Source organism: Desulfuromonas carbonis, from assembly GCF_054658035.1.
This window is the reverse complement of record NZ_BAAHXR010000005.1, coordinates 85,934-110,131: the sequence shown is the minus strand read 5'-3', so window position 1 is coordinate 110,131 and position 24,198 is coordinate 85,934. Positions and strand designations below refer to the sequence as shown.

The 24,198-nt window shown below is 63.6% G+C and carries 23 protein-coding genes; 21 read left to right on the top strand and 2 right to left on the bottom strand.

Annotated elements, in window-relative coordinates:
- The first annotated feature begins 3 nt into the window (after window positions 1-3).
- The 8 genes from rodA (at window position 4) to ACYQ8E_RS18000 (ending at window position 7,380) form a co-directional block, all read left to right on the top strand.
- Entirely contained in the window at window positions 4-1,101 is a 1,098-nt protein-coding gene (gene rodA, locus ACYQ8E_RS18035; protein WP_066727870.1) for a rod shape-determining protein RodA, read from the top strand.
- An 82-nt stretch (window positions 1,102-1,183) separates the two neighbouring features.
- Window positions 1,184-2,197 carry an AmmeMemoRadiSam system radical SAM enzyme gene (gene amrS, locus ACYQ8E_RS18030; RefSeq protein ID WP_066727869.1) on the top strand — a complete coding sequence of 338 codons (1,014 nt, stop codon included), beginning with the start codon at window positions 1,184-1,186 and terminating at the stop codon, window positions 2,195-2,197.
- A 103-nt stretch (window positions 2,198-2,300) separates the two neighbouring features.
- Entirely contained in the window at window positions 2,301-2,555 is a 255-nt protein-coding gene (locus ACYQ8E_RS18025; protein WP_459861712.1) for a hypothetical protein, read from the top strand.
- A gap of 25 nt (window positions 2,556-2,580) precedes the next feature.
- The gene (locus ACYQ8E_RS18020) at window positions 2,581-3,429 is read left to right on the top strand and encodes a TRAP transporter TatT component family protein (protein WP_459861710.1); all 849 of its coding nucleotides are present in this window, start codon (window positions 2,581-2,583) and stop codon (window positions 3,427-3,429) included.
- 60 nt (window positions 3,430-3,489) lie between these two features.
- Window positions 3,490-4,494: a TRAP transporter substrate-binding protein gene (locus tag ACYQ8E_RS18015; protein ID WP_459861708.1), complete on the top strand. Its 1,005-nt coding sequence runs from the start codon at window positions 3,490-3,492 to the stop codon at window positions 4,492-4,494.
- A gap of 38 nt (window positions 4,495-4,532) precedes the next feature.
- Entirely contained in the window at window positions 4,533-5,045 is a 513-nt protein-coding gene (locus ACYQ8E_RS18010) for a TRAP transporter small permease (RefSeq protein ID WP_459861706.1), read from the top strand.
- Window positions 5,042-6,325 (top strand): TRAP transporter large permease, encoded by a 1,284-nt coding sequence (locus tag ACYQ8E_RS18005; protein WP_066727864.1) that lies wholly within the window; start codon window positions 5,042-5,044, stop codon window positions 6,323-6,325. Before ACYQ8E_RS18010 ends, ACYQ8E_RS18005 begins: the two co-directional genes overlap by 4 nt.
- On the top strand, window positions 6,322-7,380 hold the full coding sequence (locus tag ACYQ8E_RS18000; protein ID WP_459861703.1) for a TPM domain-containing protein: 1,059 nt from the start codon (window positions 6,322-6,324) through the stop codon (window positions 7,378-7,380). The genes ACYQ8E_RS18005 and ACYQ8E_RS18000 overlap by 4 nt, the downstream gene beginning before the upstream one ends.
- A gap of 20 nt (window positions 7,381-7,400) precedes the next feature.
- Here ACYQ8E_RS18000 and ACYQ8E_RS17995 read toward each other — a convergent pair whose 3' ends face one another.
- Window positions 7,401-7,967 carry a manganese efflux pump MntP gene (locus ACYQ8E_RS17995; RefSeq protein ID WP_459861701.1) on the bottom strand — a complete coding sequence of 189 codons (567 nt, stop codon included), beginning with the start codon at window positions 7,965-7,967 and terminating at the stop codon, window positions 7,401-7,403.
- Between the two features lie 126 nt (window positions 7,968-8,093).
- Between ACYQ8E_RS17995 and ACYQ8E_RS17990 the strand changes: the two genes are divergently transcribed.
- The 13 genes from ACYQ8E_RS17990 to ACYQ8E_RS17930 all read left to right on the top strand — a co-directional run bounded on the left by ACYQ8E_RS17990 (window position 8,094) and on the right by ACYQ8E_RS17930 (window position 22,443).
- Complete coding sequence (locus ACYQ8E_RS17990) at window positions 8,094-9,065, top strand: TAXI family TRAP transporter solute-binding subunit (RefSeq protein ID WP_459861699.1); 972 nt, start codon at window positions 8,094-8,096, stop codon at window positions 9,063-9,065.
- A gap of 139 nt (window positions 9,066-9,204) precedes the next feature.
- On the top strand, window positions 9,205-10,020 hold the full coding sequence (locus tag ACYQ8E_RS17985; protein WP_066727860.1) for a DsbC family protein: 816 nt from the start codon (window positions 9,205-9,207) through the stop codon (window positions 10,018-10,020).
- 140 nt (window positions 10,021-10,160) lie between these two features.
- On the top strand, window positions 10,161-10,931 hold the full coding sequence (locus tag ACYQ8E_RS17980; protein WP_066727859.1) for an enoyl-ACP reductase FabI: 771 nt from the start codon (window positions 10,161-10,163) through the stop codon (window positions 10,929-10,931).
- A gap of 264 nt (window positions 10,932-11,195) precedes the next feature.
- A complete protein-coding gene (gene hflX, locus ACYQ8E_RS17975; protein ID WP_459861696.1) occupies window positions 11,196-12,851 on the top strand; it encodes a GTPase HflX in 1,656 nt (551 codons plus the stop codon).
- A gap of 42 nt (window positions 12,852-12,893) precedes the next feature.
- The gene (locus tag ACYQ8E_RS17970) at window positions 12,894-14,597 is read left to right on the top strand and encodes a lytic transglycosylase domain-containing protein (protein ID WP_066727857.1); all 1,704 of its coding nucleotides are present in this window, start codon (window positions 12,894-12,896) and stop codon (window positions 14,595-14,597) included.
- 1 nt (window position 14,598) lies between these two features.
- Entirely contained in the window at window positions 14,599-15,354 is a 756-nt protein-coding gene (locus ACYQ8E_RS17965; protein WP_066727856.1) for a hypothetical protein, read from the top strand.
- A gap of 84 nt (window positions 15,355-15,438) precedes the next feature.
- On the top strand, window positions 15,439-16,164 hold the full coding sequence (locus ACYQ8E_RS17960; RefSeq protein ID WP_066727855.1) for a tetratricopeptide repeat protein: 726 nt from the start codon (window positions 15,439-15,441) through the stop codon (window positions 16,162-16,164).
- On the top strand, window positions 16,164-16,871 hold the full coding sequence (locus ACYQ8E_RS17955; RefSeq protein WP_066727854.1) for a Smr/MutS family protein: 708 nt from the start codon (window positions 16,164-16,166) through the stop codon (window positions 16,869-16,871). Before ACYQ8E_RS17960 ends, ACYQ8E_RS17955 begins: the two co-directional genes overlap by 1 nt.
- A gap of 16 nt (window positions 16,872-16,887) precedes the next feature.
- Window positions 16,888-17,742: an alpha/beta hydrolase gene (locus ACYQ8E_RS17950; RefSeq protein ID WP_066727853.1), complete on the top strand. Its 855-nt coding sequence runs from the start codon at window positions 16,888-16,890 to the stop codon at window positions 17,740-17,742.
- Window positions 17,743-18,065: 323 nt separating this feature from the next.
- The gene (locus ACYQ8E_RS17945) at window positions 18,066-18,884 is read left to right on the top strand and encodes a hypothetical protein (RefSeq protein WP_157471889.1); all 819 of its coding nucleotides are present in this window, start codon (window positions 18,066-18,068) and stop codon (window positions 18,882-18,884) included.
- 71 nt (window positions 18,885-18,955) lie between these two features.
- On the top strand, window positions 18,956-19,609 hold the full coding sequence (locus tag ACYQ8E_RS17940) for a class I SAM-dependent methyltransferase (protein ID WP_459861690.1): 654 nt from the start codon (window positions 18,956-18,958) through the stop codon (window positions 19,607-19,609).
- A 50-nt stretch (window positions 19,610-19,659) separates the two neighbouring features.
- Window positions 19,660-20,688, top strand: coding sequence for an AI-2E family transporter (locus ACYQ8E_RS17935; RefSeq protein ID WP_459861689.1), 1,029 nt, complete (start codon window positions 19,660-19,662; stop codon window positions 20,686-20,688).
- A 183-nt stretch (window positions 20,689-20,871) separates the two neighbouring features.
- Window positions 20,872-22,443, top strand: a complete 1,572-nt coding sequence (locus ACYQ8E_RS17930) for a sensor histidine kinase (RefSeq protein WP_459861687.1) — start codon at window positions 20,872-20,874, stop codon at window positions 22,441-22,443.
- Window positions 22,444-22,548: 105 nt separating this feature from the next.
- Here ACYQ8E_RS17930 and ACYQ8E_RS17925 read toward each other — a convergent pair whose 3' ends face one another.
- A complete protein-coding gene (locus ACYQ8E_RS17925; protein WP_459861685.1) occupies window positions 22,549-23,973 on the bottom strand; it encodes a sigma-54-dependent transcriptional regulator in 1,425 nt (474 codons plus the stop codon).
- Between the last annotated feature and the right edge of the window lie 225 nt (window positions 23,974-24,198).

Sequence of the window (24,198 nt, the reverse complement as noted above, 5' to 3'; positions counted from 1 at the left end):
GTGATGTTCGACCGCCGCCTGCTGACCCATTTTGACTGGATTCTGCTGCTGCTGGTCTGCCTGGTGACCAGTATCGGCATCCTCAACCTCTACAGCGCCGCCGCCTCTCTCGGCGGCAGTGCCACCCCGGTCTATCTCAAGCAGATCTACTGGCTTCTCATCGGTCTGATAATCGCGTTGGGGGTCAGTTCCTTCGACTATCGTCACCTCGAACACTACAGCTTCCTCCTTTACGGCATCAACCTGGTCCTGCTCCTGCTGACTCTGCTGGTCGGGAAGACCTCAATGGGCGCGACGCGCTGGATCAGTTTTGGCTTCTTCAACCTGCAGCCCTCCGAGATCATGAAACTGGTCATCATCCTGACCCTCGCCCGCTTCTTTGCCGACAAGGGGCACTTTCTCGGCTATACGCTGCGGGAGTTGGTGATCCCCTTTGCCCTGCTCGGGCTGCCGGTACTGCTGATCCTGAAACAGCCCGACCTCGGGACGGCGATGCTGATCATCTTCATCGGCGGAACCATGGCCCTCTTTGCCGGCATCCGGCGCTCGGCCGTGCTGGTCCTCGGCTTTCTCGGCAGCCTGAGTCTGGTCGGCGGCTGGTTTCTGCTGCACGACTACCAGAAGGAGCGTATCCGCACTTTCCTGAACCCGGAGCGGGATCCCCTCGGTTCCGGCTACCATATCATCCAGTCGAAAATCGCCGTCGGCAGCGGCGGTTTTTTCGGCAAGGGATACATGCAGGGAACCCAGTCCCAGCTCTCCTTTCTGCCCGAGCGGCATACCGATTTCGCCTTCTCGGTCTTTGCCGAGGAGTGGGGCTTCTCCGGTTCCCTGCTCCTGCTTGCCCTCTACCTCTTCATCATCATCTGGGGGATCTACATCGCCCGGCGCGCGGCGGATCGTTTCGGAATGTTTCTCGCGGTAGGGGTGGTGGCGATGCTCTTCTGGCATATTGTCGTCAACCTCGGCATGGTCATCGGGCTGTTGCCGGTGGTCGGCGTCCCCCTGCCGCTCTTCTCCTACGGTGGCACCAGTATGGTAACGACAATGATCGGCACCGGCATGCTCCTCTCGGTGAGCATGCGCCGGTTCATGTTCTAGCCGGAGCGGGGTGGTTGCGGAGAAATCTGCCGCCTGCTGTTATAATGATTCCTCCTGTCCTTCGAACCGGAAAGGAGTTGCCATGCAGGAAGCACGTTTCTGGGAGAGTGCCGAGGGTGGCAAAGTCCGTTGCTGGCTCTGTCATTTTCGCTGCCTGATCGCCAGCGGCGGGCGCGGCATCTGCGCGGTACGCGAGAATCGGGACGGTACCCTTTACAGCCTGGTCTACGGGCGGAGTATTGCCGAGAATATCGACCCGATCGAAAAGAAGCCTCTTTACCACCTGCTGCCAGGGAGCGAGAGCTTCTCGATTGCCACGGTCGGCTGCAATTTCCGCTGCCTGCACTGCCAGAACCATGAGATCTCCCAATGGCCCCACCATCACCCCGAAATACCTGGACATGACCTGGCGCCGGCGGAGATCGTCCGCCGCGCCCTGGCCGCGGGGTGCCAGAGTATTGCCTACACCTACACCGAGCCGACCATCTACCTCGAATATGCCTGTGACACCGCCGTGCTGGCCCGGGCGGCCGGTCTCAAGAACGTCTTCATCAGCAACGGCTACACCACCCCCGAGGCATTGGCGGTCGTCGCCCCCTACCTCGACGGGGTGAATATCGACCTCAAGGGGTTCTCGGACCGTTTCTACCGGGAAGTGACCGGCGCCAACCTGCAGGGGGTGCTGGAGACCCTGCACACCTACCGGCGCCTCGGGATCTGGCTGGAGATCACCACCCTGGTCATCCCCGGCCACAACGACAGCGATAGCGACCTGGCCGGGATTGCCCGCTTCATTGCCGGGGAGCTGGGGGTGGAGGTCCCCTGGCATGTTACCGGTTTCTATCCGACCTACCGCCTGACCGACGCGCCGCCGACGCCGATGGCCACGCTGCAACGGGCGCGGCGCCATGGGCACGAGGCGGGACTGCAGTTCGTCTATGCCGGCAACATCCCGGGCGCCGGAGGGGAGAATACCCACTGCCCGGCCTGCGGCGAGACGGTCATTGCCCGCCGCGGCTTCAGGGTGGTCGATTCTGCCCTCGACGCCGGCGCCTGCCGCCATTGCGGCGCCGCCTTGCCGGGAGTCTGGAACTAGCCGTCGCCCGGGGTGGAGACGGTTGCCAGAAACGACAATTTGTGCCATGGTTGAGCCGCCCCGTCAGGGGTGCACGACAAATCGATCGACTGGAGCTCCTGTAATGAAACGACTTACCCAACTCGCCCTTGTTGCCGCCATCCTCCTGCTCTGCCTGCTCGCCAACCCGACCCGGGCCCGTCACCAGCAGAAGATCCAGGAAGCGTTCCGCAGCGAAAACAAGGTCCTCGGCAAGATTGGTCTCGGCCATCTCTACGCGAGTTCCTTCGATTATCACAACCTGCTTTTCTGTTCGCTGACCAGCGCAGACGGATCGGTCAAAAGTTTCGGCATCCTGGGAATGGTCTTTGTCGTTTAGTGAGGGTGTGGTGAAGAGGTCTGGAATGAGGCCGTCGCTGCGGCCGTTGCGCAAGCTGCTCGCCGGTCTGGCGCTCCTCCTCGCCGGTTGTGGCTTCGGCAACCTGCCCGGGAACCTTTCCCGGGCGCTTCTTGACCAGCCCGATCCGGAGACGGTGCGCGACGGCGCTCCCGCCTACCTGGTGCTGATCGACACCCTGATCGAGGCCGACCCGGAAAATGTCGGGCGTCTGAGTGCCGGCGCCCAGCTCTACACCCTCTATGCCACGACCTTTGTCGAGGATAACGGCCGCCGCCAGCGGCTCGCCGGGCGCGCCCGAGAGTACGGTGCGCGTGCCCTCTGTGCCGAGAAGAAGGACCTCTGCGCCCTCGCGGAGCGTCCCTACCCGGAATTTGCCGCCGGCCTGGAACGGCTCGACGATGCCGACCAGGTGCCGGCCCTCTACGCGATGACCGTCGGCTGGCTCGCCTGGATCAAGGCCAACAGTGACGATTGGGGGGCGATCGCCGATCTGCCCAAGGTCGAGGCGGCACTGGGGCGCATCCTGATGCTCGACGAAGGGTATCGCGGCGGCTCGGCCCATACCCTGCTCGGCATCCTGCTGACCCTGCGCCCACCCGCCCTCGGCGGCCAGCCGGAGCTGGCCCGGAAGCATTTTGAGCGGGCAATCGAGCTTTCTGCCGGCCGTGACCTGGGCGTCAAGCTGGAACTGGCGCGCAGCTACGCGCGGCTGGTTTACGACCGGGAACTGCACGACCGGCTGCTGCAGGAAGTGCTCGCCGCCGATCCGCGCAGCCCCGGCCTGACCCTGACCAACACCCTCGCCCAGCGCCAGGCGCGGGAGCTTTTGGCGTCGGCGGACCAGTATTTCTGAGTAACGATGTGGCCTGTCTGAAGGAACGTTCCTTTTTCCTGCCCTGGAGAAGTTTTTCCGATGATCGCTAGACTGCTGCTCCTTTCTGGAGTGTTGTTGTCGCTGCTGGGCGCCGCCCCGGCGTCGGCCCTTGATTTGAAGATTGCCACCGTCGCTCCGGACGGATCGGTCTGGATGCGCGCGATGCGCCAGGGAGCCGACGAGATTCGAGAGCGCACCGGTGGCCGGGTCAATTTCAAGTTCTACGCCGGCGGCGTGATGGGGAACGACAAGAGCGTGCTGCGCAAGATCCGCGTCGGCCAACTGCACGGCGGCGCCTTCACTGCCGGCGGCCTTGCCGATGTCTATCCCGACCTCGGACTCTACAGCCTGCCGCTGCAATTTCGCTCCCTGGCCGAGGTCGATTACGTTCGCAGCCGCCTCGATCCCCTCCTATTGCAGGGCCTTGAAAGCGCCGGCTTCATCAGCTTCGGTTTTGCCGAAGGGGGGTTCGCCCTGCTCATGGCCGATGTGCCGGTGCGCTCCACCACTGACATGAAGTCCCGCAAGGTCTGGGTGCCGGAAGGGGATACGATCAGCTACCGTGGCATGGAGACCCTCGGGCTTTCCCCGGTCACCCTGCCGCTGACCGACGTCATGACCGGGCTGCAGGCCGGGCTGATCAATATCATTCCCGCCTCGCCGATTGCGGCGGTTGCCTTCCAGTGGTACACCCGGATCAAGTACGTGACCGATACGCCCCTTTCCTACCTGACAGCCCTGCTCGCCATCGACGGACGTGCCTTCAAGCGGCTCAACGCTGCCGACCAGGCGGTGGTGCGGGAGGTCATGGGACGGATCTACCAGAATCTCGATCACCAGAATCGCCTTGACGATGCTGCCGCGGCCGCCGCCATGCGCCAGCAGGGGGTTGCTTTCGTCACCCCCGAGCCGGCTGCGGTCGAGCACTGGCGGAATGTTGCTGCCAACCTCGCCCGCGAGCTGCGCCAGGAGGGGACCTTTACCCCGCAACTCTTCGACCGCCTGCAGGAGCTGCTCGCCGAATACCGTCGCGCTGGCAACTAGCCATACCCCGGGCGGTGCCCCCCCGGCCTTTGGTTACCATGAACCGACCCCTGCCGAAATTTCTCGTCAAGCTCGATCATTGCGGGCGGCGCCTGGAGGATGCCTTCCTGGTCCTGCTCTTCTGTGCGCTCCTCGTCCTTGCCGCCCTGCAGATCGTGCAGCGCAACCTCTTCGCCGCCGGCTTTGTCTGGAGCGATGAGCTGCTGCGCATCCTCGTGCTTTGGGTCGGCCTGTTCGGCGCCGTCGCCGCCAGCCGGGACGACAACCACATCAATATCGATATCTTTTCGCGCTGGCTTTCCGGCCGGCTCGGCCTGGCGACCCGGGTCCTGGTCGATCTCTTTACAACCGGACTCTGCGGTCTGCTCGCCTGGCATGGCGGCCGCTTCGTCGCCGGCGAGCGCGAATACGCTACCACTCTCCTCGACGGGATTCCGGCGTGGCTGTTCGAGGCGGCGATTCCCCTCGCTTTTGGCCTGATCGCCTGGCGCTACGGCGTCTTCCTCATCCGGGACCTGCTCAGGCTGATTGCCGGGGAGGTCGCGGAATGATCCTCGCCGGCCTGGTTCTGATCCTGCTCGCCCTTTTCGGCGCGCCCCTCTTCGCGGTGATTGCCGCCAGCGCCCTGCTCGGTTTCCAGCGCTCCGGGGTCGATCTCTCCGTGGTCGCCATCGAGTTCTACCGTATCGCCGAAATGCCGGTACTGCTCGCCATCCCGCTCTTTACCTTTGCCGGCTACCTGCTCAGCGAGAGCCACGCCCCGCAACGGCTGGTGCGCCTGACCCGGGCACTGATCGGCTGGATGCCCGGCGGCCTCGCGATCGTCGCCCTGGCAGTCTGCGCCCTCTTCACCGCCTTTACCGGGGCCTCGGGGGTGACCATCATCGCCCTCGGCGCGCTCCTCTACCCGGCCTTGCGCGAGGACGGCTACACCGAAGCGTTCAGCCTCGGTCTGGTCACCACCTCAGGGAGCCTTGGCCTGCTCTTCGCGCCGTCGCTGCCGCTGATCCTCTATGGCATCGTCGCCCAGCAGAGCAGCGCCGGAGCCGGGGTCTCCATCGATCGGCTCTTCCTCGCCGGGCTCCTGCCCGGAACCCTGATGGTGCTCCTCCTTGGCACCTACAGCCTCTGGTGCAACCGTAACCACCGGCTCCCCCTCGCCGCCTCCTCCTGGCGCGAGGTCGGCGCCGCGCTCCGGGCGGCGAAGTGGGAGCTGCCGCTACCGCTGGTGGTGCTCGGCGGCATCTACGGCGGCTACTTCGCCGTCTCCGAAGCGGCGGCGGTCACCGCCGTCTATGTCCTTCTCGCCGAGGTCCTGATCCTGCGGGAGATTCCCCTGCGCAAGCTGCCGGGGATCATCCGGCAGTCGATGGTCCTGGTCGGCGGCATCCTGCTGATCCTTGGCGTCTCCCTCGCCTCGACCAACTACCTGATCGACGCCGGCGTCCCGACCCGGCTCTTCGCTTTTGTCCGCAACCACGTTTCGAGCCCGCTCACCTTTCTGATCCTGCTCAACCTCTTCCTGCTGGTACTCGGTGCCCTGCTCGACATCTTTTCGGCCCTGGTGCTGGTGGTCCCGCTGATTCTGCCGGTGGCGATCGGTTTCGGCATCGACCCGCTCCATCTCGGCATCATCTTTCTCGCCAACATGCAGATCGGTTACCTGACGCCGCCGGTCGGCCTCAACCTCTTTATCGCCAGCTATCGGTTCAAAAAACCGATTACCGTCATCTACCGGGCGACGATCCCCTTCTTCCTGATTTTGCTCCTCAGCGTCCTGATCATCACCTACTGGCCACAGCTCTCTCTGCTGTTGGTGGGAGGATCGTGAGAGCTTCAGGCACCTGGAAAAACTGGCGCTGGCTGATGCTGGGACTGCTGCAGGTCCTGGCCCTTTTCGGTTGTGAACAGGTCAATCCGGCCCCGGGCCTGATCGATGACCGGGCCGGACTGTTGACCCGGGCGGAACAACGCCAGCTGGGCACCTTGCAGAGCCAGTTGCTGAAACAGATCGACGTCCACCTCTGGCTGGTGATTCTCGACCAGCCCGCCCCCGATCTCGATGCCACGGCGCGGGAGCTGTTTGAAGAGTTCGGTCGCGAGAGCCTGGTCCGGGGCGCCCGCGGGGTGCTGTTGCTGGTTGATCCCGAGGGGAACCAGGTGCGCATGGAGATTGGTTACGATCTCGAAGGAATCTTCCCCGACGCTTTTATCGGTTATATCGAAATGCGGCAGATGGCCCCCTTCTTTGCCTCCGGCCGGGTCGCCGACGGCATCGCCGCCACCACCGAGCTGCTGGTCGGCAAGGCCCTGAAAGGCGAGGAGCCAGCAGAATCAGCGACTTCCCCGTTGCCGCTTCGCCATGCCGGGGGCGGAGCCGGGGCGCGCATCCCGGTCGCTATCGGTGCCGGCGCTGCGTCAGCGGTCGTGGCCACCCAATCCGACCGCTTTCGCGCCCAGCCCACGCCGCTGGCCACCCTCGACCTTTACCGCCAGGTCCTGCGTTTGCGCCTGAAGGACCCAGACCTCGATCTCTACACCACGGAAACCCGACAGTTTCTGCGGCGCTGGCTGGTGACCGATGCCCAGCAGGACAATGAACTGGCCGCTCTCGATGCCGCCTGGAGTCATGCGGCGGTAATCAGCAACGGGCCGCTGGCGGTGATCCGCTTTCCGATCGAAGAGCGGCGCAACCCTCCCTATTTTCTGCACCGTAAAAACGGCGGCTGGCATCTCGATATCGCGGCGATGAATCGCCTGGTCGCCTTCAACCACCGCAACCAGTGGCATTTTCGCAATCTCGATCACGGTTACATGTTCGGATTCAGCGACTGGCAGTTCGATGTCACCGGTTTTCCCCATCGGGGCATGGGGGGGCGGCGCTGAGTGCTGAGGGAGGAGATGGGTCAGGGGTGCTGGAGGACGATCTTGATGCCGATGGCGATGAGGATCAGGCCGCCGGCTATTTCGACCCGTGGTCCCCAGAGGGCGCCGAGGCGGGCGCCAATGCGGCGGCCGAGGAGCATGCCGGCAACGGTCAGGCCGCCGGCGACCAGACCGATAACCAGCGCCGGCAGCCAGATCGAAACCTGGAGCATCGCCAGGGAGAGGCCGACGGCGAGGGCGTCGATGCTGGTCGCGACCGAAAGGAGCACCAGGGTCAGCCCCCGGGTCGGGTCGCGCTCGTCCCGCACCTCGGCAGCGGCGAAGGCTTCGTGGATCATCTTGCCGCCGACCAGGGCGAGTAGTCCGAAGGCGACCCAGTGGTCGTAACTTTCGATCCAGCGTTGAATGGTCAGGCCGGCGAGCCAGCCGAGGATGGGCATCAGCGCCTGGAACAGGCCGAAGTGAAAGCCGAGCCGGAAGAGGTGGCGGCCGCCGAGGCGCTGCAGGGTCAGCCCGGCGCCGAGGGCGACGGCGAAGGCGTCCATGGCGAGAGCGAGGGCGATGGCAAAGAGGCTGAAAATATCCATGGACTGGGTCTTGAGAGGGTGACGGCAACCGGATGGCAGGCGGATTTTTTCACGGCGGCGGTCTGCTTGTCAACCGCCATCCGTCCACCCTGGCGTCTAGGTTCACTTTCCGGGGGAGAAGAGCGCATGAAAAGATTTCTTTCACTGTTCGCCATCACCACGTTGATAATTTTTGCTCCGGCCGTGGCCGCTACGGCGACCGAGTACGTCACCATTGGTACCGGGGGGCTGACCGGCGTTTACTACCCGGCGGGCGGGGCGATCAGCAAGCTGGTCAACATGAAGCGCAAGGAATACAACCTGCGCATGACCGTCGAATCGACCAGCGGCTCGGTCTACAACGTCAACGCCCTGATGGCCGGAGACCTGGAGCTCGGCGTGGTCCAGTCCGATATCCAGTACGAGGCCTACACCGGCCGCGGCGCCTGGGCCGGTAAGCCGCAGACCGAATTGCGGGCGATGTTTTCCCTGCATCCCGAGGCGGTAACGATCCTCGCCGCGGTCGACAAGAATATTCGGTCGGTGGCCGACCTGAAAGGAAAGGTGGTCGACATCGGCATCCCGGGGACCGGCCAGCGGGTCAATGCCCTCGATCTCTTCAAGACGGCGGGAATCGATGTCGACAAGGATCTCACCACCGAAGGGATCCAGCCGGTGGTGGCGGCCGGCATGCTGCAGCGGGGGCGTATCGACGCTTACTTCTACACCGTCGGTCACCCCAACGGCTCGATCCGGGAGGCGGTTTCGGGGCGGCGCAAGGTCAACTTCGTGCCAGTCGCCGCCGAGCTGGTGAAGAAGCTGGTCGCCGGACAGCCCTACTACGCGCCGGTCCTGATCCCGGTCAGGGACTACCCGGGGGTGGCCAACCAGGACGATGTGCCAACCTTCGGCGTCAAGGCGACGATCTGCACTGCGGCCGATATCCCTGAAGAAACCATCTACCGGATCACCAGGGAGGTCTTCGAACATATCGACGAGCTGCGCACGTTGCATCCGGCATTGGCGACCCTGACCCGGAAGAATATGCTGGAGGGGCTCTCGGCACCGCTCCATCCCGGCGCCGCCCGCTATTTCCGGGAGGTCGGCCTGATCAAATAAGGTGCGCTCCGGAGAAGCTCGCCGGAGACCCTCTTGCGCCGGGAGGGTTAAACAAGTAAAATAGCTCCTTGTCCAGGAACCACCGGAGAACGACGGGCAGGGTGCCGGTCGGCAAGGTGGTCGATAGAGGGGTTATCCGATGAAGTTGCTGCCCGTTCTGGTTTTCGTCCTGTTGCTCTCCACGCCGGCCCTCGCCTTCATGGAAGGGGGCTGCGGCGCCGGCAAGTGTGCCGACTGCCACAGCCTCACCGTCACCGAGGCGAACCGCCTGCTCGGGGACGGCGTCGATCGCGTCCTCAAGGTCGAGGAGGCGGAGATGCCCGGCGTCTGGGCGGTCGAGGTCGAAAAGAATCAGCAGAAGTTCCCCCTCTACGTCGACTATTCCAAGTCCTACGTGGTTTCGGGCAACATCATCCGCCTTGCTGACAAGAAGAACGTGACCCAGGAGCGGATGGCCCGCAGCAACAGCATCGATGTCAAGCGCATTCCCCTGGAGGATGCCCTCCTCCTTGGCAGCCCCACCGCCAAAACCAGGATCATCGTCTTCACCGACCCTGAATGTCCCTACTGCCGCAAACTCCACGCCGAGCTCAAGCAGGTGGTCGCCGCCGATCCGCAGATCGCCTTTTACATCAAGCTCTTCCCGTTGGCGATGCACCCCAACGCCGACAGCATCTCGCGCAGCATCGTCTGCGCCCGCTCCCTGGAAATGCTCGAAGCGAGCTTTGCCGGCCAGCCGGTGCCCCCGCCGCTCTGCAGTGGTCAGGAGGTCGACGACACCCTGAAGCTCGCTGCCGAACTCGGAATCCGCTCGACGCCGACCCTGGTCCTCCCCGACGGCAAGATCCTGCCCGGCTACCGCCAGGCCGACGACCTGCTGATCCTCCTCGGCAGCGACAAGTCGCTGCCGGAGACCCCCGCGGCGAAAGCGGCCGCTCCTGGTCAAAAACCTTGATTTACGGGCCATAGTCTGATAGATAATGCTACTTCGCCAGCGGCTCCTTCGCGGCGGAGCGGTCATGCAGGATTCCTGCGATTTATCCCGCCCGGGGGCGGCGGATAGCGCGGTTATCAATTTCCACGGAGGACGAAGCAATGGGTCTGATGAAGGGCAAACGCGGCATCATCTTTGGTGTCGCCAACGATATGAGTATCGCCTGGGGGATCGCCCAGCAGTTGCACGAGCAGGGGGCCGAAATGGCCTTCACCTATCTCAACGAGGCGCTGGAGAAACGGGTGCGTCCCCTCGCCGAGAGTGTTGGCGCCAGCCTGATCCTTCCGTGTGACGTGGCGAGCGATGCCGATATCGAGCGCACCTTTGCCGAAGTCGGCAAGGCCTGGGGGAAGATCGACTTCGTCGTCCACGCCGTCGCCTTCGCCAACCGCGAAGACCTCAAGCGTCCCTTCAGTCAGACCAGCCGTGACGGTTTCAAGCTGGCGATGGATATCAGCGCCTACTCCCTGGTCGCCGTCACCCGCTACGCCGTGCCCCTGATGCCCGACGGTGGCAGCATCCTCACTCTGACCTACCTCGGCGCAACCCGCACCGTTCCCAACTACAACGTCATGGGCGTCGCCAAGGCCGCGCTGGAGTCGGCGACCCGTTACCTCGCCGCCGAGCTGGGCGAGCAGGGGATTCGTGTCAACGCCATTTCCGCCGGGCCGATCCGCACCCTGGCCGCCTCGGGGATCGCCAATTTCAAGTCGAAGATCGCCCTGATGGACGATTACGCGCCGCTGCGGCGCACCGTCACCCAGGAAGAGGTCGGCAAATCGGCCGTCTATTTCCTCTCCGATCTCGGCAGCGGCGTCACCGGCGAGGTTCATTTTGTCGATGCCGGCTTCAACGTCGTGGTCTCGGCCTGATGCTGCGGTCTTAGTCTGCCTGAGCATACCGGGGACCCCTGCTGGGGTCCCCTTTTGTTTGAACAACTTTTTCGCCTGGCTTCTCCGGACACCGATCAAATCTGATCACCACGGGTTTTCAGGGCCGGTGCAAGGGATTTGTTCCGAGTGATTTGGCCTGATCCGTCTAATCCGTCTTCATCCGTGGCCAAGGAATCCCTTTCTCTGGTCGCAGCAGTCTTTCTCACGCGCCAGCGCGTGAAAACCTTGATAGCGGGTTAAGCCATGGCTCAGACCACCCTCTACGGTAACCTCGCCGGTCTCAAGCCGAGCCAGCTCCAGGCGCTGGAGCGGATCTATCGCCGGCGTATTCCTCCCGAGCAGCTGATCTCCCCCGAACTCGGCCGCTACGTGACCGAGCGCTCCCATGAGCTGCGTCGCCAGCTCGGATTGATCATCGACCGCGCCGGGACGATTCACCATGTCATCGTCGGCGACGACCGTGAGATCGTCATTCCCGACCTCTCCGCCTTCAGTTTCGGTCGCAGCGGCCTGCGCGGGCTGCGCTGCGTCCACACCCACCTGAAAGGGGAGCCCCTCTCCCAGGACGACCTTACCGACCTGGCGCTGCTGCGGCTCGACCTGATCGCCGCCATCGCCGTTGGCAGCGACGGCCTGCCGGGACGGGTCGATTATGCCCATCTGCTGCCGCCGCGCCCGGGCCAACCCGCCACCCAAATCCTGGCTGCGCCCCATCTCCACGACTTCGAGCTCGATCTCACCGCCTTTTTGCCCGCCCTCGACGCCGAGCTCGAGCGGAAGATGGCCGAGACCGTCGATCTCTCCGACACTCGCGAGAAGGCGCTGCTGATCTCGGTCAGCCAGGCGCCGCGTCAGGCGATCGAAGACTCCCTCGACGAGCTGAGCGAGCTGGCGCGCACCGCCGATGTCGTCGTCCTCGAGCGGGTGGTGCAGCGCCCGCGCCAGCTCAACCCCAATACCCTGATGGGGGAGGGGAAGCTCAAGGAGGTGATCATCAGCGCCCTGCAGCAGGGAGCGACACTGCTGATCTTCGACCAGGAACTTTCCCCGGTGCAGGCCCGTTCACTGGCCGCCATCACCGCGCTGAAGATCCTCGACCGGACCCAGCTGATTCTCGACATCTTCGCCCGCCGCGCCCATACCCTCGACGGCAAGGTGCAGGTCGAGCTCGCCCAGCTCAAGTACATCCTGCCGCGGTTGCGCGGCAAGGGGAGCGCCATGTCGCGCCTGATGGGCGGCATCGGCGGCCGCGGTCCGGGGGAGACCAAGCTCGAGATCGACCTGCGCCGCATCCGCGAGCGCATCTCGCGGCTCGAAAAACAGCTCGACACTCTCGCCCGCGGCCGCAAACAGCGGCGCCAGAAACGGATCCGCGCCCAGGTGCCGATCGTCTCCATCGTCGGCTACACCAACGCCGGCAAGTCGACCCTCCTCAACGCCCTGACCCAGAGCAGCGTCTTCACCGAGAACCTCCTCTTCGCCACCCTCGACACCGCCACCCGCCGGTTGCGCTTTCCGCTGGAGCGGGAGGTGATCATCACCGATACCGTCGGCTTCATCCGCCAGCTGCCGAAGAACCTGATCGGCGCCTTCAAGGCGACCCTGGAAGAACTTGAGGATGCCGACCTGCTGCTGCACGTGGTCGATATCGCCAACCCGCGCTTCGAAGAGCAGATCACGGCGGTCGAAAGGATTCTCGCCGACCTCGAACTCGACCGTATCCCCCGCCAGCTCGTCTTCAACAAGATCGACCTGATCGATGCCGGCGAGGCCAAAGCCCTGGCACGGCGCTTCTCCGCCCTGCCGGTTACCGCCCTCGACCGCTCCAGCTTCCTGCCGCTGCTCGCCGAGCTGCAGCGCCGTTTCTGGCCCGGTGAGGCGGAACTCCTTGACACATAAGGGGAACTCCTATAGCCTGTGGCGGTTTTTCAGGAGGAATTGATGATGCGTTCTTTTCTCGCTGCCATCCTGGTGGCTCTACTTGCCGGCTGCCTGCCGTCCACGCCTCCCCCGGCGAAGGGACCGGTTGCGGCAACCGCCCCGGTTGACCCTGCCACACTGCCGCTGCTGATTGCCGCACCGGACGACCTCGCTCTTTCCGGTGAGAACGAAGTCGATGCCGCCCTAGCCGAAATCGAGTCGCTGGCCAAAGAGGCGGCGGTTGAGGTGGAGGGGGTCGATGCCGAAACCCTCGAAGACAACGCCGTCCTCGCCGGCGCCGACCAGGCAGCCCCCGAGGAAGAGGGAATCACGGTACCGGCCGCGGTCACCTTCGACTTCCCGGTGGTGGAAAACGACAAGGTTCGCTACTTTCTCGACTACTACACCGGCCCGGCGCGCAACGCCTTCAATCGTTGGCTCGCCCGCTCCGGCCGCTACCTGCCACAGATGCGCGAGACCTTCGCGGCCGCCGGCCTGCCGCAGGACCTCGCCTACCTGGCGATGATCGAATCCGGGTTCAACGACCGCGCCTACAGCTGGGCTCACGCCGTCGGCCCCTGGCAGTTCATCGAGAGTACCGGGAGAATGATGGGGCTGAAGAGCGACTGGTGGCGTGACGAGCGTCGTGACTTCGAGAAATCGACCGCTGCCGCCGCCCGTTTTCTCAAGGACCTGCATCAGCGCATGGACGGCGACTGGTACCTGGCGGTCGCTTCCTACAACGCCGGCCCCGGCAAGCTGGCGACGGCGGTGCGCAAGTACGACACCCGCGACTTCTGGGAGCTCTCCCGCGGCAAGTACCTGCAAGCCGAAACCAAGAACTACGTGCCGAAGCTGCTGGCGGCGATGCTGATCGCCAAGGAGCCGGAAAAGTACGGCTTTACCGACATCGAGTACCATGACCCCCTCGCCTACGACACGGTGACGGTGCCGAGCGCTACCGACCTCGAGATCGTCGCCCGTCTCTGTGACGTCGACTATGAGCTAATCAAGCAGCTCAATCCCGAGCTCAAGCGCTGGTGCACGCCGCCGGGCGAGACCGACTACCAGCTGCGGATTCCCGCTGGCAGTCGCGAGCAGTTCCTCGCCGGCTATGCCAAAATCCCCGCCAGCCAGCGCGCCAACTACAAGCATCACAAGGTCAAGCGCGGCGACACCCTGCTCGCCCTGGCCAAGCAGTACGGCATCCGCGTCGATGACATCATCGCCCTCAACCGCATCAAGAACCCGCGGGTGCTCTCCATCGGCACCGACCTGGTGCTGCCGCTGCACAAGAGCTTCAGCCGGCTGCCGGTGGATGAGCTCAAGGACGACTATATCCGCACCCGCCGCCAGCTCTACACGGTGCGCAGCGGCGACAGCCTCTGGAAGATCTCGCAGCGTTTTGATGTCAGCGAAAAAGAGCTGCGGGTCTGGAACCGCCTCGGCTGGAGCAACACCATCCGCCCCGGTCAGGTCCTGGTCGTCTCCGCCAAGGGGGCGAAACAGGCCAAGCCGGTCAAGACGACGGCCAAGGCGAGCAGCGGACCGACCCAGAAGGTGATCTACAAGGTCCGTCCCGGCGACACCCTCTGGGGGATCGGGCGCCAGTTCGATGTCGGCACCGCGCAGATCATCGGCTGGAACAATCTCTCCGCCGACCACGTGCTGCGCCCCGGACAGACCCTGACCCTGCTCGTCCCCGCCGCCGACCACCAGGGTTGAGATGGAGCGCGCGCTCTTTCTCAACCGCCTCGACGGCGCCCTGCCGGCCGGTTTTTCCCGCCTCTACTTCGGCGCCGAGTTCTGCCCCTGGATGTTGCCGACGCTCCCCGCACTGCGTCAGGCGCTGCAGGCCGCCCGCAGCGCCGGCATCCCCTTCACCCTCGCCACCCCGGTCCTGATCGAGACCTCCCTCGACCCCCTGCGCCGCCTCCTTGGCGAGTTTCTGCCGCTGCTCGCCGCCGGTGACGAAGTGCTGATCTCCGATCTCGGCGCCCTGGAGCTGGTGCGGGAAGTCGATCCGGAGCGGACCGTCGTCCTCGGCCGGGTCCTCTCCGGGCAGAAGCGCGGGCCGCAGATTCTCGACCTCAAGCTCTCAGCCGCCGAGCAGGAGTACTTTCGCAGCGGCAGCTGGTACGCCGCCGGGGCCAGGGCTCTGCTGGCAGAACTGGGGATCGCCCGGGTTGAGCTCGACAACCTGCTGCAGGGGATCGCGCCCCTGCCGGGCGGCCTCCACGGGTCGCTCCACTACCCCTATGCGATGGTCGCCAGCAGCCGCAACTGCCCCTACCGCAGCGGCAGCGACCCGCGTGGCTGCGCCGCCGGCTGCGGGGAGGTTTTTACCCTCAGCTCGCCGCGTCACCGGGTGCCGCTGCTGCAGGGGGGGAACACCCAGTTCCTGCGCCACGACACGCTGCCGGAAGACCTCGCCGACCGTGGCATCGATCGCCTCGTCTGGCACCCCGTCCTGCCGCGCTGAACCTGCGAATGTTTTGACATTTGCCGGGAGGGTTGCTACACTCTTGCCCGCTGCAAACTCACCCCGAAAGGACCCATCCATCCCATGCTCAACCTGGTCATTGCCCTGGTCATCAGTCTCCTCGTCAACTTCGGCCTCATCCAGGCCTTTGACGTCAATATCTGGATCTCGTCGGCGATCGCCCTGGCCCTCTTTGCCGGCATCTACTTCCTCGCCACCCGCTTTGTCATGAAGAAGATCGGCGTGCTGATGGAGAGCGCCCAGCGCGACCTCCAGGCCCAGCGCTGGGAGAAGGCGATCCGCACCCTGCAGAGCGGCATGAAGTACGCCCCCTGGCAGCTCTTCATCAAGGGGCAGATCAACGCCCAGATCGGCACCGTCCTCTACCTGAAGCGCGACTTCACCGAGGCCTTCGACTACCTGCAGAAGTCTTTTGTCCGCCACTGGGTGGCGATGGCGATGCTCGGCATCTGCTACATGAAGCGCAACAAGAGCAAGCAGATGATCGCCACCTTCGACAAGGCGACCGCTGCTACCAAGAAGGAGCCGCTGCTCTGGGCGATCTACGCCTACTGCCTCGACAAGATCAACGAGCGGAGCAAGGCGATCGCGACCCTCGAACTCGGCCTCAAGCGCTGCCCCGGTGATGCCGACCTCGAGGAGAATCTGGCCCTGCTCAAGGCGGGCAAGAAGATGAACATGAAGGGCTTCGGCGATATGTGGTACCAGTTCCACCTCGAGAGCACCGGCACTCTCATCAAGCAGCAGACCAAGCTGATGCAGGGGCGGCGCAAGATCGTCCGGCGCTGATGGCGAAAAAGAGTTCCAAACCGAAATCGAAAGATTTTGCCAATAACCCCTTCAGGGATCTGAAGGGGTTGTCTGTTTCCGCCAGTGCTCCGCCGGAGGCGCCGAAAAAGGAGTTCGTCCCACGCCCCCCGCCCGCGCCGCCGCTCTCGGAGGAGGAGCTCTTTGCCGCCGAGATGGCGCTGCTCGGCGTCGCCCAGAAGGACGAGGCCAACGCCCTCGAAAAGCCGCTCCCCCCTGAAACCGAGCGACGCGCCCCCGCCAAGGCGCCGCCGCGCGCCACCCCCGAAGACGAGTTCCTCGCCGCCGTTGGCCAGCTCGATGTCACCTTCAGCGACGATTACCCCGAACCGCTACCCCCTGACGATCTCCCCCGCGCCGCCCCCCGCCGCATGCGCCAGCTGCGCCGCGGCCAGCTCCTCCCCGAGGCGACCCTCGACCTCCACGGCCTGTTCCGCGAGCCGGCGCTGGAGAAGGTGCGCTGGTTCCTGCAGGACGCTGCCTACCAGAGGCAGCACACCGTCCTGATCGTCACCGGTCGCGGCCAGCACTCCGCCGAAGGGCCGGTGCTGCGCGAGGCGGTCGCCCGCTACCTGCGGGAGCAGACCGGAAAGCTGGTCCTCGAATGGGGCGTCGCCCCGCCGCGCCTTGGCGGCGACGGCGCGCTGGTCGTCTTTCTGCGCAGCAGCGGGGGGGGAGGAGAGGGGTAAGCCCCCAGGTGCCGGCATGACGATCGCCCCGCCCAGCGCCAGGGCCCTCCTTTTCGGCCTGCTCCTGCTCCACCTGCCCCTCCCGGGATATGCCATGCTCGAATCCCAGTTCCTCTACTTCCCCTCCGCCAAGCTCTCCGCCACCCCGGCCGCCGCCGGTCTGGACTTTGAGGAGGTCGACTTCGCCGCCGCCGACGGCACCCGCCTGCACGGCTGGTTTCTCCCCGGCGACGCGGGGATGCCGGCGCTCCTCTTCTGCCACGGCAACGGCGGCAACATCGCCGACCGCATCGAGCTGCTGCGCTTCTTTCACGAGCTCGGCCTGCCGCAGCTGATCTTCGACTACCGCGGTTACGGCCGCAGCGCCGGCACCCCGAGCGAGACCGGCACCTACAGCGACGCCCGCGGCGCCCTGGCCTGGCTGGAAGAAAAGGGCTGGCCAGCGCAGCGGACGATCTACCTCGGCCGCTCCCTCGGCGCGGCAATCGTCCTGCAGCTCGCCCTCGAAGCCCCGCCCGCCGCCCTGGTGCTGGAGAGCGGCTTCACCTCGGTGGCGGCCATGGGGCGGCTGCACTACCCGCTCCTCGCTCGTCTCTTCGGCTGGGTCCTTGCAGCCGAATACGACAACCGCGCCAGGATCGGCCAACTCCGGGCGCCGCTGCTGCTGGTACACGGCAGCGCCGACCAGATCGTGCCGCTTGCCATGGGAGAGGAGCTCTTCGCCCTCGCCCCCGAGCCGAAGCGGCTGCTGGTCCTCCCCGACGTCGGCCACAATGACCTCTTTTTCGCCGGCCATCCCGAGTACCGGGCGGCCTGGCAGGAGCTGCTGGATCAGTTGCGGACCGAGGCTGATCAGGGCGGGGGAGAATAGGCGGGGAGGGGAGGAGGCTGGCAGAAAGCCGAATGTCAACCTATGGTGTCACCCATTGACCGGCGCCTTTTAATGGGTGACACCACAGGGGGCAAATGAACCTATGGTGTCACCCGCGCCAAACGTTTCCCCTCCCTGAAATCCATTCCGGTATATACTGTTCCAAAACCAGCCGTATTTCGATCCGGGGCATTGCCCAAAACACAGCTGCCCGCGTCGCCCCGCGGTGCCAGCGGGGCACCCCATATGCTGGAGGGCAGGTGCTGGAGATCGCGGCACTGAACCCGTCCCTGTCTGTTCCCCTGCCCGCGGGAAGGTATGCAATGAAACGTGTCCCCCTGGCGTCCCGATGGTTACCCGTGCTGATGGCCCTGCTTTTGCTCAGCGCCCCTCCGGCGTGGGCCGACTTTGATTTGCATGTAAATCTCGCCGCTACCGACCCCGGAGAGGGTGGTACCCTGGCCGTCGAACAGCAACTGTATATGAAGGTCGATTATCGCAGCGATATCCCGCTGGTGTTCGCCTATTCCGCTTACTCGCAGGGAGAAAAGCTGGAGGCGGATTTCTACAGTGGTTACCCCCAATTGCAGAGCGCAGGGGAGCACGAAGCTCTCGGCTGGATTGGATTTTCCTCCCCCACCCAGATCGATGAGCTGCGGGTTGAAATTCTCGATGCCAACCGGCAGAAGATCGGCGAAATTGCCAAGCCGTTCACCTTCTTTTGGAAGCAGACGGCTGCTGCTACCGGAGAGCGGCCCAAGGCCGCCTGGGTCAGTCAGCTGGAGCGCTACGAGGAGCGGCAGCGGACACTTACCGTCGATCCCTTCGAACAGCGCCGGAGGAACCTCGACGGGCTCCTCTTCGGCCTCGACTTTGTCTCCATCCCCCTTTACCTGCTGCTGCAGGGCTATACCCTGTGGCGCTTCCGTGGTCGCTGGCGCGATCTGGCGGCCATACCGCTGGTTTCCCTGGTCCCGCTGGTCCTCGCCAGCCTGGTCGGTTTTGGGATGGAGCTCCGCTACTGGGTAGTCTTCATCTTCCGCGGCACGCCCTTCGCCCTTGCCTATCTCATTGCCGTATGGCTCGGCTATCGCCGCATGCGCAAGCTTGGCATGGGCCGGAATGAGGGCGTCGCCAATTAGCCAGCGTCACCTGCAGCGGACCCTTTTCAGCGGCTTTCGCCGCAACCGTTTAGATTCGCCAGGACCCTCCCATGGCTGAAAACTGGTACGACCGTCATATCCTCCCCTGGCTCACCGACCTCGTCTGCGGCCTCGCCCTGATCAGCCGCCAGCGTGCCAGGATCGTCCCCCTCGCCCGGGGGCGGGTGCTGGAGATTGGCATCGGCAGCGGCCGCAATCTCCCTTTTTATGACCCGGCGCGGGTGAGGAGCGTCGTCGGCGTCGATCCGTCGCCGCAGCTCTCCCGCCGCGGTCGCCGGCGCGTGGCCCAATCCGCGATAACGGTCGAGCCTCTGGCTGCCTGCGCCGAACTCCTCCCCTGCGCGGCTGCCAGCTTCGACACCATCGTCTGCACCTATACCCTCTGCACCATTGCCGACCCCGCCGCCGCCCTGGCGGAAATGGCCCGCGTCCTCGTCCCCGGCGGCCAGCTCCTCTTTCTTGAACACGGCCGGGCGCCAGATAGAAAGGTACGTCGCTGGCAGGCTCGCCTGCAACCCTGGTGGCGCCGGGTCGCCGGCGGCTGCCACCTCGACCGCGACATTCCGGCGCTGCTGGCGGCGGCCGGTTTTTGCTCCGAGATTGAAGCGCGCTACCTTCCCGGCCCGCGCATCCTCTGTTACCATTACCGGGGGATCGCGATCCCGGTCCGGGCATCGGCACCTGCCAGGCCGGGGCGCTGCTGAAGCCGGTCGCCCCCCCCATCACTTTTCTCGATCGCAAGGAATTCCCCCCCATGCAACCTGGTACTTCCCGGCTGATTTCGATTGCTGCCCTGATCATCATCTTTGCGGCAATCCGCTCGGCGCAGGAGATCGTCCTCCCCTTTCTGCTGGCGGCGTTCATCGCGATCATCGCCGCGGCGCCGGTCGGCTGGTTGCGGCGGCGCCGGGTGCCGCAGCCGCTGGCGGTGGCGCTGGTGCTGGCGGCCATGGTTCTGCTGCTGTCCGGCGTTTCGCTGATTCTGACCACCTCGATCCAGAGTTTTACCAAGACGCTGCCGGTCTATATGGACGGACTGCAGAGCGCGACCAGCGCCGCCATTGAATGGCTGGCCCGCTTCGGCATCTCCCTGCCTGCCGAAGGTCTGCAGACGATCATCAACCCCGGTGCCGCCATGGGCCTTGTCAATACCCTGCTTGGCGGGCTCACCCAGCTGCTGGGGAATGCCTTTTTAATCGGCATGACCGTCATCTTCATGCTCCTCGAGGCGGCGATTTTCAGCGCCAAGATCGAGACGATCCGCAACGATGCCGGCAAGACCCTGGCGCGCATCACGGAGTTTCTCGACAGCACCAAGCACTATATTGCGATCAAGGCTTTCATCAGCCTGATCACCGGTCTTCTCGTCACTGCCGGCATGCTGCTGCTCGGCGTCGATTACCCGGTGCTGTGGGGATTTCTCGCCTTTCTCCTCAATTTCATCCCCAACATCGGTTCGATCATTGCCGCGGTTCCGGCTACCCTCCTCGCCTGGCTGCAGCTCGGCACCAGCTCGGCGCTGGCGGTGGCCGGCTGTTTCCTGGCGGTCAACATGCTGATCGGCAACGTCGTCGAGCCGCGCCTGCTCGGCAAGGGGATGGGAATGTCGACCCTGGTCGTCTTTCTCTCCCTAGTCTTCTGGGGCTGGCTGCTCGGTCCGGTCGGCATGCTTCTCTCGGTTCCCTTGACGATGCTGGTCCAGCTCTGGGCCAAGGCCAATGAGGAGACCCGCTGGGTCGCCGTGCTGCTGTCGGGAACGCCGGATGAGAAGAGGGGCGGCTGAGCCCCGCGAACCCGCCATTCGTGGTCGGGTCGGATTTGTTGCGGTTCCCTTTTGCGCATATCTGTATCCCCGCCCGGGCTTGCCCCGGCACCGACAATTCTTCCCACCTTTGTGCTAATCCCTTGAAATGAGACTTAGAAGAGGTTAATGTTTCTCCTGGTGGGGTCGCCACGGGAGGAAATAGTGCATTTTCGGTTGCTTACCAAATACACCCTCGCCATCGGCAGTGTGGTGCTGCTTGCCATCGGCCCCTTTGCGTTTCTCAACGGGCGCACCCTGCGCACCCATCTCATGGAAGAGGCGGTGCGGGATGTCGACTTTCTGAGCGAAACCCTGATTGAAGCGACCCATTACCAGATGCTGGAAGACGACCGCAAGCGGGTCTACCAGATGATCAGCGAGGTCGGGAACCAGCAGGGGGTTGAGCATATTCGCCTGATCAACAAGGACGGCATTATTGCCTTTTCCACCGACCCGAGTGAAATCGGGACCGTGGTCGACAAGAAGGCTGCCTCCTGTACGGTTTGCCATTCGGCCAACATTCCTCTGGTGGAAGCGACGTCGATGAGCCGGAGCCGGATCTTCCAGGATGACAGCGAGCGCGAGGTGCTTGGTCTGGCCCGGGGGATTTATAATGAGCCTGCCTGTTTCACTGCGGAGTGTCATGAGCACACGCGCGGGAGTCGGCTGCTTGGTGTCCTCGATGTCATCGTCTCGCTGGAAACAGTGAAGACCAACCTCGCCGAATATCGGCGCAGCGTGGCTTGGCTTGCTTTCGGCCTGCTGCTGCTGGTCGGTCTCGCCCTGACCCTGTTGACGCAAACCCTGATCAGCGCCCCGTTGCTGCGGCTGTTAAGGCATACCGAACGGGTGGGGGACGGGGATCTGGACAGCCGTATTCAGGTGGAAAGCAAGGATGAAGTCGGGCAGCTTGGAGTCGCGTTCAACCGGATGACTGCCCATTTGCAGGAAACCCAGGGGGAACTCCGCAATCTGATGCAGGATCTGGAATCGAAGGTAGCGGCCCGCACCCGGGAAATCGAGGAGATTCAATCCCGGCTCAGTCATTCGGAAAAACTCGCTTCCCTCGGTGCCCTGGTCGCCGGCATCGCGCACGAAATCAACAACCCCCTGACCAGCATCGTCATGTTTTCTTCCATGGCGCTCGGCCAGTCGGGGCTCAATCCGTCGCTGCGGAGTGATCTCGAGACGGTCCTCTCCGAGACCCAGCGTTGCGCCGACATCGTCCGCCGCTTGCTCGAATTCTCCCGCGAAAGTCCTCCCTGCAAGGAATACAGTGATGTCAATACTCTCCTGGACCAGACCTTTGCGCTGCTCGAGCACCAGGCGTTGTTCCATAATGTCCTGACCCGGCGCAGATACAGCGCGGATCTCCCCGAGATATTCATCGATCCCAACCAGATTCGCCAGGTGCTGATCAATATTCTGGTCAATGCCGGACAGGCGATGGATGGCAACGGTGAACTGGTCCTCGCGACGGAACAACGGGAGAAGTGGGTGGCGATCGAGGTCACGGACAGCGGCTGCGGGATCCCCGAAGAGAACCTCACCAAGATTTTCGATCCCTTTTTCACCACCAAGGAACACGTTGGCACCGGACTCGGCCTGTCGGTTTCCTACGGAATTGTTCAGAATCACGGGGGGAAGATCACGGTTGAAAGCAGGGTGGGGGAAGGGACGCGCTTTGTCATCCTGCTGCCGATTCGGCCTGCGGAAGAGGATGTGTCCGCCTAGGAGGGTGGCTTACTTATCATGAATTGGCTGAAAATCCGGCCTTCTGCGCAAAGAATTTTCGCTTCTTTTTGGCACGCGTAGTCCGAAGGGCCCTGCTGGAAAGGGTCAGCTATCGTTGCGCAGACGGGCCGAGAGTCCCTGTTTCTTGAGCAGGGCCTGGAAATTGGGGCGGAGCATGCCGACCTGTTCGGCGGCGCGGGTTACGTTCCATTCGTTCCGGCGCAGGGCGTCGAGCACGAAGGCACGCTCGACCGGATCGACGGCCTGTTCCCGGAGCAGGCGCTTGGTCATCTTGAGTTCATCGGCAGTCTGCGGGATGGTATCAAAGCCGTGCAGTTCCCCATCTCCGGTCAGGGCAGACAGTTCGAGATCCTCTCTGCAGATCATTTCGCCATGGCTTAAAACAACTGCCCGCTCGATGATGTTTTCCAGCTCGCGGACATTGCCCGGAAAAGAATATCCTTCCAGAATTTCCATGACTCCCGGCTCCAGTCCCCGAATCTCCTTGCCCGTCTCCCGGGCAAATTTGCGCAGAAAATGTCCGACCAAAAGGGGCAGGTCCCCCTTGCGCTCGCGCAACGGCGGCAATTCGACCGGGATGATATTGAGACGGAAAAAGAGGTCTTCCCGAAAGTTTCCCTGCGTCACCAGGGTGCGCAGATCGACGTTGGTCGCACCGATGAGGCGGATATTGATCGGCACCGGTTGGGTGCTGCCAATCGGGGTCACCACGCGCTCCTGCAGAACGCGCAACAGCTTGGCCTGGGTGGTGAGGCTGATGTTGGAGATTTCATCGAGAAACAGGGTGCCGCCGTCGGCGACCTTGAAGAGGCCGGTCTTGGCCTGCACGGCGCCGGTGAAGGAGCCCCGGACGTGGCCGAAGAGCTCGCTCTCCAGAAGGTTCTCGGCCAGGGAGGTGCAGTCGACGGCAACAAAGGCATTTTCGCGACGGTGGCTGTGACGGTGGGCGGCGCGGGCGACCAGTTCCTTGCCGGTGCCGCTTTCACCGGTAACCAATAGGGTGCTTTCGGTGTCGGCCACCTGCATGATCCGCTGGTAAACCTTGCGCATCTCCCGACTGGTTCCAATGAAATTGTCGAATCCCTGGTTGTCGTGAAGTTCTTTTTGCAGGTAAAGGTCCTGTACCAGGACGGCCCGATGTTCCAGGGCGAGGGTGAGCTTGGTTAAAAGCTGGTCGGGGGTAAAAGGCTTGGCGATGTAGTCGACCGCCCCGTTTTTCATGGCCTCAACTGCCGTATCGACGGTTCCGTAACCGGTAATGATGATGATGGGAACCTCCGGTTGCAGGGCCCGGATTCCCTTGAGCACCTCAATCCCGTTCAGACCCGGCATTTTCAGGTCACTGAGCACCAGGTCAAAGGATTTTTTCGCGAAACGGTCAATTGCCAATTGTCCCCGGGCGAAGGTCTCGACCCGGTAGCCGGCTCCCTCCAGAATGCGCCTGAGCCCATCCCGAATCACGGTGTCGTCGTCAACGACGGCAATCTCCATCCCGCATTGCTCTTCCATTTCCACGCTCTTTGCACCTCGGTTACGGCAGAAAAATTAACAAAACATAATGTTGTTCACTCTAACCTTCTGCAAAACTCCTGTCAAGGGGTGGTGATTGGACCCGCCTGAAACTTTTATACACCTGTATATAAATTCTAAAAGATCAATAAAAACATTGGATTATGGCACGGCGTGGTTGGTTTTCGCACTCTGGTGCCGCCTTTTAAATATATACAGAGAAGC